General features: G+C 37.2%; 15 protein-coding genes and 1 pseudogene. 5 read left to right on the forward strand and 11 right to left on the reverse strand.

The annotated features are described in order from the left end of the window. Positions 1 to 228: 228 nt before the first annotated feature. Genes HMPREF9257_RS03080 through HMPREF9257_RS03090 form a run of 3 tightly spaced genes read right to left on the reverse strand, consistent with a single transcriptional unit; the run spans position 229 to position 2,585 of the window. Positions 229 to 1,575, reverse strand: a complete 1,347-nt coding sequence (locus tag HMPREF9257_RS03080) for a glucose-6-phosphate isomerase (protein ID WP_006418016.1) — start codon at positions 1,573 to 1,575, stop codon at positions 229 to 231. Continuing rightward, a complete protein-coding gene (locus HMPREF9257_RS03085; RefSeq protein WP_006418059.1) occupies positions 1,572 to 1,982 on the reverse strand; it encodes a CvfD/Ygs/GSP13 family RNA-binding post-transcriptional regulator in 411 nt (136 codons plus the stop codon). Before HMPREF9257_RS03085 ends, HMPREF9257_RS03080 begins: the two co-directional genes overlap by 4 nt. A 15-nt stretch (positions 1,983 to 1,997) precedes the next feature. Continuing rightward, entirely contained in the window at positions 1,998 to 2,585 is a 588-nt protein-coding gene (locus HMPREF9257_RS03090) for a peptidylprolyl isomerase (protein ID WP_006418029.1), read from the reverse strand. 134 nt (positions 2,586 to 2,719) lie between these two features. Here HMPREF9257_RS03090 and HMPREF9257_RS03095 point away from each other — a divergent pair, with 134 nt between their 5' ends. The 4 genes from HMPREF9257_RS03095 to HMPREF9257_RS03110 all read left to right on the forward strand — a co-directional run bounded on the left by HMPREF9257_RS03095 (position 2,720) and on the right by HMPREF9257_RS03110 (position 5,476). After that, positions 2,720 to 3,217, forward strand: a complete 498-nt coding sequence (locus HMPREF9257_RS03095; RefSeq protein WP_006418049.1) for a divergent PAP2 family protein — start codon at positions 2,720 to 2,722, stop codon at positions 3,215 to 3,217. Positions 3,218 to 3,243: 26 nt separating this feature from the next. Continuing rightward, on the forward strand, positions 3,244 to 4,245 hold the full coding sequence (locus tag HMPREF9257_RS03100) for an NAD(P)/FAD-dependent oxidoreductase (protein WP_006418041.1): 1,002 nt from the start codon (positions 3,244 to 3,246) through the stop codon (positions 4,243 to 4,245). A 27-nt stretch (positions 4,246 to 4,272) separates the two neighbouring features. Continuing rightward, entirely contained in the window at positions 4,273 to 4,803 is a 531-nt protein-coding gene (locus tag HMPREF9257_RS03105; RefSeq protein ID WP_006418042.1) for a phosphatidylglycerophosphatase A family protein, read from the forward strand. Positions 4,804 to 4,948: 145 nt separating this feature from the next. After that, entirely contained in the window at positions 4,949 to 5,476 is a 528-nt protein-coding gene (locus HMPREF9257_RS03110; RefSeq protein ID WP_006418013.1) for a hypothetical protein, read from the forward strand. 155 nt (positions 5,477 to 5,631) lie between these two features. Here the strand turns inward: HMPREF9257_RS03110 and HMPREF9257_RS03115 are convergent, their stop codons facing one another. The 4 genes from HMPREF9257_RS03115 to HMPREF9257_RS03130 are packed head-to-tail and all read right to left on the reverse strand — an operon-like array spanning position 5,632 to position 9,159. Further along, positions 5,632 to 6,273, reverse strand: coding sequence for a TIGR01906 family membrane protein (locus tag HMPREF9257_RS03115; protein WP_006418054.1), 642 nt, complete (start codon positions 6,271 to 6,273; stop codon positions 5,632 to 5,634). Further along, on the reverse strand, positions 6,273 to 7,046 hold the full coding sequence (locus HMPREF9257_RS03120) for a TIGR01457 family HAD-type hydrolase (RefSeq protein ID WP_006418050.1): 774 nt from the start codon (positions 7,044 to 7,046) through the stop codon (positions 6,273 to 6,275). The genes HMPREF9257_RS03115 and HMPREF9257_RS03120 overlap by 1 nt, the downstream gene beginning before the upstream one ends. Positions 7,047 to 7,058: 12 nt before the next feature. Further along, entirely contained in the window at positions 7,059 to 7,775 is a 717-nt protein-coding gene (locus HMPREF9257_RS08710; protein WP_006418010.1) for a YutD family protein, read from the reverse strand. Positions 7,776 to 7,779: 4 nt separating this feature from the next. Beyond that, positions 7,780 to 9,159 carry a bifunctional metallophosphatase/5'-nucleotidase gene (locus HMPREF9257_RS03130; protein WP_006418036.1) on the reverse strand — a complete coding sequence of 460 codons (1,380 nt, stop codon included), beginning with the start codon at positions 9,157 to 9,159 and terminating at the stop codon, positions 7,780 to 7,782. Positions 9,160 to 9,348: 189 nt separating this feature from the next. Between HMPREF9257_RS03130 and HMPREF9257_RS03135 the strand changes: the two genes are divergently transcribed. Continuing rightward, positions 9,349 to 10,197 (forward strand): DegV family protein, encoded by an 849-nt coding sequence (locus HMPREF9257_RS03135; RefSeq protein ID WP_006418028.1) that lies wholly within the window; start codon positions 9,349 to 9,351, stop codon positions 10,195 to 10,197. Positions 10,198 to 10,298: 101 nt separating this feature from the next. Here the strand turns inward: HMPREF9257_RS03135 and HMPREF9257_RS03140 are convergent, their stop codons facing one another. From HMPREF9257_RS03140 to HMPREF9257_RS03150, 4 genes and pseudogenes are all read right to left on the reverse strand, one after another. Then, complete coding sequence (locus HMPREF9257_RS03140) at positions 10,299 to 10,940, reverse strand: hypothetical protein (RefSeq protein ID WP_006418022.1); 642 nt, start codon at positions 10,938 to 10,940, stop codon at positions 10,299 to 10,301. An 87-nt stretch (positions 10,941 to 11,027) separates the two neighbouring features. Beyond that, positions 11,028 to 11,258: a polysaccharide deacetylase family protein gene (locus HMPREF9257_RS09410; protein ID WP_006418033.1), complete on the reverse strand. Its 231-nt coding sequence runs from the start codon at positions 11,256 to 11,258 to the stop codon at positions 11,028 to 11,030. A 60-nt stretch (positions 11,259 to 11,318) separates the two neighbouring features. Further along, positions 11,319 to 11,893 (reverse strand): annotated as a pseudogene (locus tag HMPREF9257_RS03145) (polysaccharide deacetylase family protein); the annotation flags it as partial. Continuing rightward, the gene (locus HMPREF9257_RS03150) at positions 11,890 to 13,098 is read right to left on the reverse strand and encodes a MalY/PatB family protein (protein WP_006418014.1); all 1,209 of its coding nucleotides are present in this window, start codon (positions 13,096 to 13,098) and stop codon (positions 11,890 to 11,892) included. The pseudogene HMPREF9257_RS03145 and the gene HMPREF9257_RS03150, both read right to left, overlap by 4 nt. Positions 13,099 to 13,160: the final 62 nt, after the last annotated feature.

Consider the following 13,160-nt stretch of genomic DNA (forward strand, 5'->3'; position numbering starts at 1 on the left):
GTCAGTTATGATGTCAACTAAAACTTTACTTATTTTTAAGTTTTTTATTTCAGCTATTTGTCTTTACTGACAACAGATAGTATCTTATCACCTTTACTTAGGCTGAGTCAACACTTTTTTTCATATTTTTTAGGATTGCCTAGAATTTAGGGTTCTGGGACAAAATAAGAAACCCGAACTGACTCTCAAATCAGATTCGGGTTTTCTAAAAAGTTTATATTTACTTGCTTATTTTAAGCGATCATTTAATTCTTTACTTAAATCTTCATAACCAGGTTTACCGAGTAAAGCAAACATATTAGATTTGTAAGCTTCAACACCAGGTTGGTTAAATGGATTAACCCCATTTAAATAACCAGAGATACCTACTGCAATTTCAAAGAAGTAGATTAAATGTCCTAATGACCGTTCATCCATGGCTGGAATAGTCACAACTAAGTTAGGGACTTGACCATCTGTATGAGCAAGTAAGGTGCCGTGGAAGGCTTTGTCATTAACATAGTCCATGGTTTTACCTTCTAAATAAGCAAGTCCATCTAGGTTTTCGTTTAAACTAGGAACTGTAATTTCATGACGAGGAGCGGTTACTTTTATAACCGTTTCGAATATGTTCCGTTTGCCATCTTGAATAGTTTGACCAATCGAATGCAAATCGGTTGAGAAGTTAGCACTTGAAGGATAGATTCCCTTTTGATCTTTCCCTTCAGACTCACCAAATAATTGTTTCCACCATTCACCAAAATATTGCATGCTTGGTTCATAGTTTACAAGAATTTCTATATCTTTTCCTTTGCGGTGGAGAATATTCCGAGCTACAGCGTATTGATAAGCTTCATTCTTTTCCAAATTAGAATCAGCATAAGCGGCTTGAGCTTCTTTAGCTCCTTGCATCAAGGCATCAATATCATTTCCTGCAACAGCAATCGGTAATAAACCAACTGCCGTTAGGACGGTAAACCGTCCACCAATTCCATCTGGAATTGTAAAGGTTTGATAACCTTCTTTATCTGCTTCTGACTTAAGTGCCCCTCTAGCTTTATCTGTAGTAGCATAAATCCGTTTTTTGGCTTCTTCTGGACCATATTTTTCTACCAATTTTTCTTTCAAAATACGGAATGCAATCGCTGGTTCAGTCGTAGTACCAGATTTAGAAATAATATTTACAGAAAAGTCACGATCCCCAATTAAATCTAATAGGTCATATAAATAAGAAGAAGAAATTGAATTACCTGCGAAAACAACTTGAGGATTCCCCTTGCTTCCCTTCTTAATATTGTAGAAAGAATCATTCAAAAATTCAATGGCAGCACGGGCACCTAAATAAGAACCACCGATTCCTACAACTACTAGTATGTCTGAATTTTGACGAATCGTTTCTGCCGCTGATTTAATACGACTGTATTCATCCTTATCATAGGTAGTTGGCCATTCAATCCAATCAATAAAATCAGAGCCTGCTCCTGTTCCTTGACGCAATTGTTGGTCAGCTAAATCCACATAGGCTTGTAATTGTTGGAACTCATGATCTGCAAAATAAGATTGTGCGCTTGATTTGTCAAATTTAATGTGGGTCATTGATTATTCTCCTTTTTACTTATATTAAATCGATTTGTTTCCGCATCGTGTAAACCTTCAGCAATCCATTGAGGCATTAACTTATCAATACTTTCAAAACCAATATCCGGACCCTTAGAACGTCGCTTCTTATGAAATCGGGCCGGAAACGGAGGTGTATTAAGGGAGTGAAGTACACGTATAGATAATGAAACCTGTTGGGTATACTCATCGATATCGATAATCATCACTTTTACTTCTTGTCCTAATTTGAATTCTTCTTCTAAATTTGATACGAAGCCATGGCGACATTCGGAAATGTGAACTAAGCCTTGTTTTGTTTCATCTAATTGAACAAAAACACCATAATCTTGAATACCGGAAATCGTTCCCGTTAAGACATCGCCAATCGCTAATTGTTCACCCATATAATCACCTATTTTCTATGCAAAAACCTCAATAGATTCTATCACAACATCTTCTAAAGGTTTGTCTTGATGATTTCGTTGAACATTTTGAATTTCTTCTACGACATCCATACCAGCAACCACTTGACCAAAAACAGTATGTTTATGATCAAGCCATGGAGTACCGCCATTATCTAAATAGGCTTGAATAATCTCCTCAGGGTAACCAGCGGCTGTCATTTGACCTGCGATTTGGCCTGGTACGTTCTTAGCAGATACAATAAAGAATTGACTTCCATTCGTATTTGGTCCAGCATTAGCCATTGATAAGGCACCATATAAATTGAATAAGTCCATGGAGAATTCATCCTCGAAAGAATGGCCATAGATGCTTTGGCCACCCATGCCAGTTCCGCTTGGGTCTCCCCCTTGAATCATAAATTCAGGAATCACACGGTGAAAAATTACTCCATCATAATATCCTTGTTTAGCGAGTTCTAAAAAGTTTTTTACAGTCTTTGGTGCTTGTTCTTCAAACAAAATCATAGCTATATCACCATGGTTAGTATGCATGATGACATCTTTTTTACCTTCGTTTAAATTTAATTGTGGATAATTTGTCATGTCAACCCTCTTTCTAAGTATTTACTAGTCATATCTTACCACTTTTAAGCCTTCAAACAAATAATAATGTAATTCGCAGTATTTTTTGTTACAATTAGATGTGTTAACACCTACGATAGAAGGAGATTATTACAATGAATATGGTCTTGCTTACCTCCTTAGCAGCAATTTTGCTGGCTCAGCTCATTAAATATCCAATCGCAGCGATTTTCAATAAAAGAGCTGCTAAAATAAATATCATTACTTCAACCGGTGGCATGCCATCTTCTCATTCGGCAGCTGTATCTAGCTTGATTTCTGCCCTAATTTTTGAATATGGGTTTGCTTCCCCTTATGTAGCAATTGCTACCGTTTTTGGGGTTATCATCATGTTTGACTCAATGGGAGTTCGGCGTCAGAGTGGTGAACAAGGAGTTGTGTTAGATATCTTAGCGCGACACCACCAACACATTTTAGAAAAAGAAGAAAAACCACGAAAAGAAACCTCAGTCAATCCGATTGATTTAACTAATTCATTAATTAATTATGACCAAATGGTGATCAAACGTTACATGGGACATACACCGAGTGAAGTTATTGCCGGTATTATCTTCGGTGCCTTAGTTGCGGTCCTATTCCGAAGTTTTCTATAGTCAATTACCACTCAAGGAGGACCGTTTTGCAGAAAGACACAAGCATAAAAGACATCTATGATATTACCATTATTGGTGGAGGCCCGGTGGGACTATTTACCGCTTATTATGCTGGCCTTAGAGGTGCCAAAACTAAACTCATTGAAAGTTTAGAAGAATTGGGCGGCCAAACACTTCATCTCTATTCAAGCAAGCAAATTAAAGATATTCCTGCAATTCCAGTCATCTCAGGAACCCATCTAAGCCAACAATTGATCCAACAAGCCATGACTTATCAACCGACCATTTGCTGTCATGAAACAATTGAATTGTTAATTGAAGCAAATGAGGAACACCCATATATTCAACTAGTGAGTCAAAAGCAAGCTCACTATACAAAAACAGTTATCTTAGCTACAGGCAATGGGGCTTTCAATCCCCGTCCCCTCCCTTTTGACTATGATCAAGGAATTGAGGGTCAAAGCCTCCACTACTTTGCTGATGATTTAGCTATTTTCAAGGATAAGCGTGTGGCCATTACCGGGGGTGGTGACTCTGCCTTGGATTGGGCCTTAACTCTAGAACCTATTGCAGAAGAGGTCAATTTAATCCACCGACGGAAACGGTTTAGGGGGCATGAGGCTTCTGTAGAGGCATTAAATAAATCTAACGTTCATCAATTTACCCCTTATATTCCAGTTGAAATCAAGAACCAAGGCAGCCAAATAAAAGAATTAGTCATTAATGAAGGTCGTACAGATAATTATATTCATTTAGCAATTGATCATTTGATTGTTGCCTTTGGTTTTACTTCCTCAATCGAGGCCCTAAAAGCTTGGGGCTTAGACTTTGAACGTAACGCCATTGCTGTTTCTTACCGCATGGAAACCTCATTAGCCGGAGTTTTTGCAGTCGGTGACTGCGTTTATTATCCAGGCAAAACAAAACTCATTGCAACTGGCTTTGGTGAAGCCCCTATGGCAGTTAACTCAGCCTTAATATATATTGATCCAGAAGCAAATACCGCCCCACTTCACTCCAACCATTGAGCAAGTAAAATAGAAAGTGTGATTCACATGGTAGATAAACATAAAATTATTAAAGACTCTGTCCTACAACAAAAAGCCTATGATCTCTTAGAATTAAGAGGAGTTAAAATTGAAGACATCGCCGATATCGTTTTTGACCTACAAAAAGATTATGTACCTGGTTTAGATAAATATGAATGTATTGAAAATATCCAAGCGGTAATACGTAAACGAGAGGTTCAAAACGCAATCATTACCGGCATCGAAATCGATATGGCAGCTGAACAAGGTGTTTTTTCACCTGAATTGACTGACCTCCTCATGCGGGACGAAGGTCTCTATGGTATTGATGAAATCAATGTACTTTCAATCGTCAATGTTTATGGGTCTATTGGTCTAACTAATTTTGGTTATGTTGATAAGTTAAAACCTGGAATCATCGGTGAACTAAATGACAAAAAAGGGACATCTTGTAATACCTTTATCGATGATATTGTCGGAGCTATCGCTGCCGCTGCAGCTAGCCGGATTGCTCATGCTCAACCCGCCAAAAATTTAGATCATTCCTACCTAGATTAGGCAAGAAGTGAAAATAGCTCGAGTTAGCGAAAAAAGCAAGTATAGAATCAAAAATAAGCTGAGCTTAAGAAGAAGTAAGACTTAACCTCTTCTGGGCTCTTTTTATGTAGCAAATTTGCGCCTCAGCTCAAGGAGGGATGAACAGATGGAAAGAAGATTTAGTCCTAATTATTTAAGCTTAAGTCCGGGTGAAGATGATAAAAAATGGGTGGCCGAAATTACTGGTCCTGACCCTAATTTCCGATTTAAAAGAGTTTTCTTACCTGAATTTGAACCGGGTCTCTATGAAATCCATGATGGTCTCTATCAAATCCATGGCCTCCATCCTGGCATCACCCCCTTTAAAAAAGAATATTGCATGGTCAACCGTGGTCATATGGAACGACGAGTTCCTTATGGTTCAGTAATCGAAGCCCTACCTTATATTCAAGCTTATGAACCTCAAAGGCAGGAAAGGATTCGTGAGCAAATTACTTATATCTTAAATCAAATCAAAAAAGAACTAGACCATGAACTAGTCAATGAGGATATCTCTTACATGCAAGAAAATTTACAAGACCTCAATGATTCACAAGTCCTAACTGAGACTTTAAGCCAACTTCTTAAACGCAAAGACTCAATGATTAAACAATATCAACAAAGACTCAAGAATTATCATCATTACTGGGACTAAGACGCAACTTTTTCCTAATTCCTTGCTCTTAGTATAATAAAACAGGCATTTCCTTTAAAAACTCGCTCTAACCCTAAGCAATCATTAGGAAGAACAGTTAAAAGGAAATGCCTATATTTTTATTTAGATACTTACTTTATAAGTCTAAGTTAGGTTCAACTTTTTCTTCTGCTTTTAAGCTTGGCTTGAATACGACTGGATATCAAGATTACTACCAATTCATACAATAAAATAATCCCCAAAAAGCAAAGTAAGAAAAAGGACTCTGGTAAGACATTAATAATTGGATCTTTGAGGGAGTCAAATTGCCAATAATCATTGGCAAAAAACAACTTATGAAATGCTATAAATAAAGGTTCAAAACCTATTAGTGCAATAAACAATAAAAATAAGGGAGTCACAATAGCTAATTTTATTTGCGATTTAAACCAGGTTTTCTGTCTTCGTTTACGAATGACTTGGACCAGTTTAGGTAAAATAAATAAACTGGCAATTGACATAGAAAAATTCCCCCACATCAGGCCCTTCACTTCTGCAAAATGTTGCATACCCTGACTTGAAGCTGAGAAATTTGGAAAAGTAAATTCGGTTTGGATAGGATTCAACAAATATTTCCACATACTTAGATAATTAGTTTGGAGATCTGCTTGGCTTAAGCCAACAATCTGATCCAGCTTAAAGATAGGAGTAATTAGCCAATAAATTACAGGTGAGAGTATGATCAAAAGCGTAAGAGCTAATGAAAAAGAGGTCAAAATTATCGAACCTAGAAATAAATAACGTTTAGCTGGTGACATTAGCCTAACTCCCATTCTGATAAATCCTTAACAACATATGTTGGGGCTGGGTCTAACTGTTTCACTTCCTGGGCCTGAGTCACACCGGTTAGTACTAATAGGGTATCTAAATTGGCTTGAATGCCAGCTTGAATATCCGTTTGATAATTATCACCAATTAGTAAAACATCGGCTTTATTTAAGCACAATCGTTTCACAGCACCTTCAATAATAGGAGCATGGGGTTTGCCAAACACAAGTGGTTGTAGACCACTGGCGAATGATAGAAAAGCAGTGATTGCACCCGATGAAGGATAGAGCCCATTTTCGGTTGGAATTAATTGATCCGTATTGGTAACATAAAACTTAGCCCCATTTAAAAGCGCTTGGACAGCTTGGCCTAAACTTTCATAAGTTGCCGATTTATGGAGTCCTTGAACCAAGAAGTCAGCCTGATTAGTCTGATCAAGTTGAAAACCCGCCCTTTCTAATTGGTCCTTTAATGCCTTTTCGCCAACCACATGGACTCGTTTCCCTTTTTCATTCACTTTTAAATAATCAATCAAGGCTTGGGATGATGTATAGATCATATCTGGATTGACCGGAATTTCATAGTACTGATTTAACATAGCTGCCACTTCTTCGGGCGTACGGGTAGCGTTATTTGTGACAAATTGGAGTGGAACCTCTGAAGCAATAAGTTTTCTAACAAATGTTTCAGCTGTGGGGATCCTTTTTTTGCCAAAATAGACAGTGCCATCCAAATCAATTAAGTAACCTTTATAATGTTTCACTTGAACCTCTTCCTACATATTAGTCTTACGTTTAATCGTAAAAGCATTTTTTTGCTTCACCTTGACTTTTTCCTCAGCTTGCTGAGCTTGTTTTGGTGAGGCTTTGCCCAGCTGATCCCCTTTCTTATCTTGATCATGTTTTACTTTAAAATTATCTTTTCTTATTTTCTTTACTTTGGGATCATTTGAATTATCTCGAGTATGGCGTGTATTTATTTGCCGCTGTTTAAGTCCCTCATTATTATTTTTTTTACCTGAAGAAGAATTCTTTTGTACGCGGGCAAGTTTTTGAGCACGTTGGCCCTTTGCTTGATCAAAGTCGTCCAAAGCTGATTCTTTAGCTAATACAAAGTAACGACAGCCAAAATTACAGAATTCTTTTAAATACTCATCCAAGAAAGAAATGCGCTGACTTGCTTTAGTTCGAGGCGTATTCAATTGATAAAAGCCTTTCAACCTTAACTGTTCATGCCCCCAGTCGCCGACAAGATAATCAAATTTTTCATAGTAATCTACATAACGTTGTTTAAAATCCTCTAGGTTAAAACCTTCTTTATAATCTTCAACCAAGCGGTAACTTTCATCCTCAATTAAAACCGTATCATGGCTTACTTGGCTAATATGGTTTCCATTTTCCAGTAAGGATGCTTGAACAGATTCTAACATCTCAGTAATCTTTTGCGAGACAGCTTGGTCTTTTTTGTTTTTATCTTCTTTTTGTTTACTCATTTCTTCACTTCGTTTCGTTCATATATTTTAAATATTTAGCCACTACATGGCGAATAAAATCTGGGAAAATTAATTGTGGTAAACCATTGGCTTCCATACTTGGAAAAAATGGCAAAAACCACAAATGATCTACCGTAATCAACTCATAGGTTTCTTTGCTCTGAATGGGTTGACCCTGGGCTAGCCAGAGATCTTGTGATTGGTCATAAGTCAATCCCCGATAAACCAACTCACCAAAAATTTTACCTCTAAATCCAAGACCATGGATCATTTTATAGGACAAATCTTCCCTCTGTCCTTCCATTTCATTTAGCATCGTGATTAATTGACTCCCCTTTAAAGTAACTCGGGCTAAATGCATGGGATGAGGCAGCGATTCATGAAGGTCGTTTTGATTAATCCGACCAGCCGGCAAATCACTTAAGAACAGGCCTGAATTTAAAATGGCGAGTGGACAATTAGCATACCAAGCTAGCGCATCTAGAGCCATTTGGATGTAGGAATTTTCACTCTGTAACTGTAAAGCAAAATAAGGTCTAGATGAATGCGTCACTGTTTCTTGAGCTAATAAATAACGTCCTTCTTCAATATAATTTTCACTTGGAACGGGACTTTCCAATCTTTCTTGAACTTGTTTCAAGGTCAGTACCCGTGCTTGGAAATACCATTGCTTAAGCTGAGGATCATAATCAAAATCAATTTCTCCTATGTATAAACCATATCGACCAGCTGCTGTTAACAGAGTCTGGTTGACCCATTCTCCTTCAAATAAAACATGATGAGTGTGGGCCCCGATAATTAGTTGAATTTCAGGTAAAATTTTGGCTATATAGCGGTCTTGTTCAATACCTAAGTGAGACATTAAAACGATTAAATCAATACTAGGGTCCTTTTGTAATTTTTTAACGATGGCTTTTAAGGTTCGAATTGGATTTAATATCTCATAGCCATTCAAAGGATACGTAGCATAAGGGGCAGTTAGACCAATGAAGGCTAATTTATAGGCACCCACCTGCTTGAAGACAACCTTTTGACCCCACTCGGGCACATCCTGAGTCTGACTAGACAAGAGGTTGGCAATCGTGATATCAAAATTAGCTTTATCATATAATTTGCTTAATTGGGTTGAAGTAAAGTTTAAACCTTCATTGTTACCGATAGTGACCACATCGTAGCCAATTTGGTTAAATAAATCAATCATAATTTGGCCCTTACTCGCTTCGACCATTGGATTAACACTATCTAGGGCATCACCAATATCAACAAGTAGGTAGGGATCACCTTCAGCCAAATAATGAGCAATTTTTTCTTCCATAAATGTCCGCAAAATTGGCCAATTTTCAATATGTCCGTGTAAATCATTAGTATGAATAATATGCAACATGGAATCACCCCTTTATTCACTAATCTAATAGTATCAAATTTACTAGCAAATTGCGATTAGCAGCCAGAATTTTACCAGCTTTTCCTTTATTCCCATTTTGACCTGAATCAATTAGAAATTTTCCAAAACTTTCTAATTGAAGCTAAATAAATTTCAAGTTATACTAAAGCTATACGGAGGTGTTATTCAATGCATCAATGGAAAATAATTACAGACTCAGGGGCTGACTATAAGAAATTAACATCAAAGCAAGCAAATGTTAATTTTGAAGCCATTCCTCTTATGATAAATATTGACAATAAAATTTTTATGGATGACCAAGCTTTTGATATTGAGGCGTTTCATGCTCAAATCAAAGCAAACCAAGGTCCCATGTCAACCGCTTGTCCTTCACCCGATCACTATGCGGAAGCCTTTCAAGATTGTGAGAATGTTATCTGTTTTACCCTATCTAAGAATATTTCTGGGTCTTACAATGCTGCTTGTTTAGCTAAAGACATGGTCTTAGAAAAAAATCCTAGTCAAAATATACATATTTTTGATACAAACACAGCAGGAACAGAGGCAGACCTTCTGGTCTTGAAAGCTATGGAATTAGCTGAAACTGGACTTGATTTCGATAACTTGGTATCTCAAATGATAGACTATCATAAACACACCTCAACCAATTATATCCTTAAAAATGTTGATAACTTAGTCCGCAATGGACGCCTTAATAAGCTCTTAGGTCAAATGATTGGTCTCTTAAATATTTTATTACTAGGTAGAAGAACACTTGATGGACGACTAGAATTGGTTGATAAAGTTCGGGGTGAAAAAAGAGCCATCCGTTCCCTTATTCATGCAATGAAAGAACAAGGCTATGTAGGAGGGAAAGTTCTAATTTCCCACATGTTAAATCTTGACTATGCCAAAAAAATTCAAGCAAGTCTCATTGAGGAATTCCAAACACAAGAAATTGAGATTCTTGAAATGTCAGGAATTTGTGCTTTTTATGCTGAATATCAAGGAATTATCCTCGGTTATGAAATTAAATAAGAAGGATTACTGACACTCCAGTCCCACCTTATCAAAAAACTCATGGCGCACTGTTTCAATCGCAAAACAGTGCGCCATGAGTTTTATTGAAAATAATAAGCTTACTCAACGATAACCCATTGTTGACAATAGGCCGGATTATTGGCTTGGTCAACCACATACCATTCGACCAAATATCGTCCTGGCTGAAAAATGTTTAGGCTGTTCAAAGAATCTTGAGTCAATCCCATCATTTCAGTAATATCACCATCTTCTTGGTCTATGGCAGAAACATTTCGATGATCTGATTGAAAACTTGCTAGACTCGTATAATCGCCTACTTTAATTGTGACCGGTTCCGTTTTTAAATCTGGACTTCCTAGATCTACCGCACTTAAATCTACTTTTTCACTTACATCTTTAACATAAATAGGACGAATTAAACGTCCTATATTCCCCGCTTCATCTTGGGTCATATACTCAATAAAGTAAATGCCAGTTTGGTAGTTTTCAAAGGAAACATGGGCAGGTTGATCATAATTCAGGACATGAACTTCTAGGATTTGATCTGAGTTATCTACCGCAATTATATCTTCAAGTAAATTATAGGATTGATTCTTATCAAAAATACGTGCGGGGGCATAAATAATGGGCGCGATTAAATCTTCGTCACTAAGTTGAGTTTGCCCGTGGACCAATGGTACTAGGCTTAAAAATATTAACAAGTTAAGAATTTGCGCTATCTGCAGCCCTTTTTTTACCATGAGCACCCTCCTATTGACCTAATCTATCCATCATTGTAACTGAAATGTTACAAAATGTAAAATTTGCGTAAATTTTGAACAAGCAGTCTATTCCATAATAATGTTATTTCGTGCTTTAATTATTTTTGGATCCACAATGTGATAGCCGTTTTCTCTTAAACCATCAATCATTTGTCCCAGAGCACCATAGGTCCACACCCGGTCATGCATCAAAATATTAGCGCCATTTCTCAGATAATCATTCTCCACTGAAATTTGAGCTAAAGCTGTAGCATCCTGATAATCTTCCATCCAATCATAGCCATAGGACCATGTCATTAATTGTAGCCCTAGTTCGTTACAGATGTTAAAAGTATCCATATTAAAATAACCAAAGGGTGGCCGGAACCATCGAGGAGCTTGACCAGTGATTTCTTCAACCAAATCATTGGTTTTTTTATTTCTTGGTACTGGTCTTCATAGCTTAATTCTCGCATATTGGGATGGGTGGTGGTATGGTTACCAATTTCAAAGCCCATATCGAAAATTTCCTTAACAATTTTGCGTCCATGCTCTCCTTCTAGATACATCCCGTTTACAAGAAAAATAGCATTAACATCTTTAGCCTTCATTAATTGTGCCATTTGCAAGGCATGGGATTGAGGTTCATAAGGTGCATCATCAAAGGTAAAGAGGACCACATTACGCGCCGAATCATTCAGAGGTAAAATTTCTGATGATACATCAGGATCATTAACCATGGTATAAGCAAAACCATCTTGGTCTAATTTGGCATAGTCACTATAATTAGTCCAAATTTCTGAGTGGGATTGATCTTTATTTTGTGTCTCAGATTTATTATCAGTTTTTTGTTCAGAATTCTGATTCGATCCTTCATCTTTTATATCCGACACATTTTGGCAGCCAAGCAAGAAAAATACACCACAAAAAAGGAGAATCCATTGTTTCATCATTCATTAACCCTTTCGAATGAACCTGAACTTAGAGCAATCATTCTTTGGACAAAGTCTTCAATATTTTCAGGACGAGTGGCTAAGTTAACCCGAATATAAGTATCTGTCCCCCCTCTAAAAGTAACTCCATAGTTCACCGCTATTTTGGCTTTTTCTTGACAGAAAGCTTGAACACTATCTGATCCTAAGAGTGGTTCGATATTTATATACAATAAATAAGTTCCTTCTAAGGGATCAATTGCGATCATGGGCAAATTTTCCTTAAACTTATCTTTGATATAGAGGTAATTATGATAGATAACCGCTTTTACCTGATCTAACCAAGTTTTTCCTTGCTCATAGGCTACCTGGGTCCCGATAGCAGCTAAAGAATTTATATTGGGGTGCCCTGCGCGTTCTATCCAATACTGATCATATTGAGCTCTCAACTTAGGATCAGGAATCACAAGATGAGCGTGGGATAGACCTGCCATATTAAAGGTTTTGGAGGTTGAATTTAAAGTGAAAATTTGATTTTGATACTTTCCTTGCTCTACTTTTAAAGCCGGAATTTGAATATGGTCATCAAAGGTAAAATCTTGGTGAATTTCATCTGAGATAATCAAAACACCATGCCGATGACATATTTCAAAGAGACGGGCTTGCTCTGCTTCAGTCCAAACGCGGCCTATCGGATTATGAGGTGAACAATGGAGGTAAACTTTCACACCCGCTTCGATAATTTTTGCTTCAAAATTTTCAAAATCGCATTGATAGCCTTGTCCTGGTCGGTACAATAAAGGTACTTCCACCAAAGGACGGCCTGACTCTTCTATTAGATCAAAAAAATGAGCATAGATAGGCGTTTGTAATAAAATCGGATCATCTTTTTTGGTAAAAGCTGCCAAGATATAATGAATTCCCGCAACCACGCCTGGACTAAAGCGAATCCAATCTTCCTCTACGTGTAAAGTAAAATGATCTTCCATCCATGTTTGATAGGCTTGATAATACCTACTTGGCAAAACGCGATAACCTAGAGCCCCCATTTTTAAATAATCTTGCATGGCATCTAGGGCTGCTTGGGGTGCCTTAAAATCCATATCTGCAACCCAAAGGGATAAAAGATTTTCATCCCCATAAAGGTCTAAGAGAGCATCCCATTTAACTGAATCAGTATGACGACGGTCAACATAATTAGCTTTCACAAATTCATTAATTGACATAATTTACCTCCTTATTGTTTTTATTATATAATAGTCCCCCCTTTTTTTAAACCTCATCCGAA

The sequence above is a fragment of the Eremococcus coleocola ACS-139-V-Col8 genome (assembly GCF_000183205.1).
Classification (GTDB): domain Bacteria; phylum Bacillota; class Bacilli; order Lactobacillales; family Aerococcaceae; genus Eremococcus; species Eremococcus coleocola.

What these genes read in the sequence shown, in the direction of transcription:
- HMPREF9257_RS03080 (WP_006418016.1), bottom strand. Translation starts at nt 1,575, where the DNA reads ATGACCCACATTAAATTTGACAAATCAAGCGCACAATCTTATTTTGCA.
- HMPREF9257_RS03085 (WP_006418059.1), bottom strand. Translation starts at nt 1,982, where the DNA reads ATGGGTGAACAATTAGCGATTGGCGATGTCTTAACGGGAACGATTTCC.
- HMPREF9257_RS03090 (WP_006418029.1), bottom strand. Translation starts at nt 2,585, where the DNA reads ATGACAAATTATCCACAATTAAATTTAAACGAAGGTAAAAAAGATGTC.
- HMPREF9257_RS03095 (WP_006418049.1), top strand. Translation starts at nt 2,720, where the DNA reads ATGAATATGGTCTTGCTTACCTCCTTAGCAGCAATTTTGCTGGCTCAG.
- HMPREF9257_RS03105 (WP_006418042.1), top strand. Translation starts at nt 4,273, where the DNA reads ATGGTAGATAAACATAAAATTATTAAAGACTCTGTCCTACAACAAAAA.
- HMPREF9257_RS03110 (WP_006418013.1), top strand. Translation starts at nt 4,949, where the DNA reads ATGGAAAGAAGATTTAGTCCTAATTATTTAAGCTTAAGTCCGGGTGAA.
- HMPREF9257_RS03115 (WP_006418054.1), bottom strand. Translation starts at nt 6,273, where the DNA reads ATGTCACCAGCTAAACGTTATTTATTTCTAGGTTCGATAATTTTGACC.
- HMPREF9257_RS08710 (WP_006418010.1), bottom strand. Translation starts at nt 7,775, where the DNA reads ATGAGTAAACAAAAAGAAGATAAAAACAAAAAAGACCAAGCTGTCTCG.
- HMPREF9257_RS03130 (WP_006418036.1), bottom strand. Translation starts at nt 9,159, where the DNA reads ATGTTGCATATTATTCATACTAATGATTTACACGGACATATTGAAAAT.
- HMPREF9257_RS03135 (WP_006418028.1), top strand. Translation starts at nt 9,349, where the DNA reads ATGCATCAATGGAAAATAATTACAGACTCAGGGGCTGACTATAAGAAA.
- HMPREF9257_RS03140 (WP_006418022.1), bottom strand. Translation starts at nt 10,940, where the DNA reads ATGGTAAAAAAAGGGCTGCAGATAGCGCAAATTCTTAACTTGTTAATA.
- HMPREF9257_RS09410 (WP_006418033.1), bottom strand. Translation starts at nt 11,258, where the DNA reads ATGACATGGTCCTATGGCTATGATTGGATGGAAGATTATCAGGATGCT.
- HMPREF9257_RS03150 (WP_006418014.1), bottom strand. Translation starts at nt 13,098, where the DNA reads ATGTCAATTAATGAATTTGTGAAAGCTAATTATGTTGACCGTCGTCAT.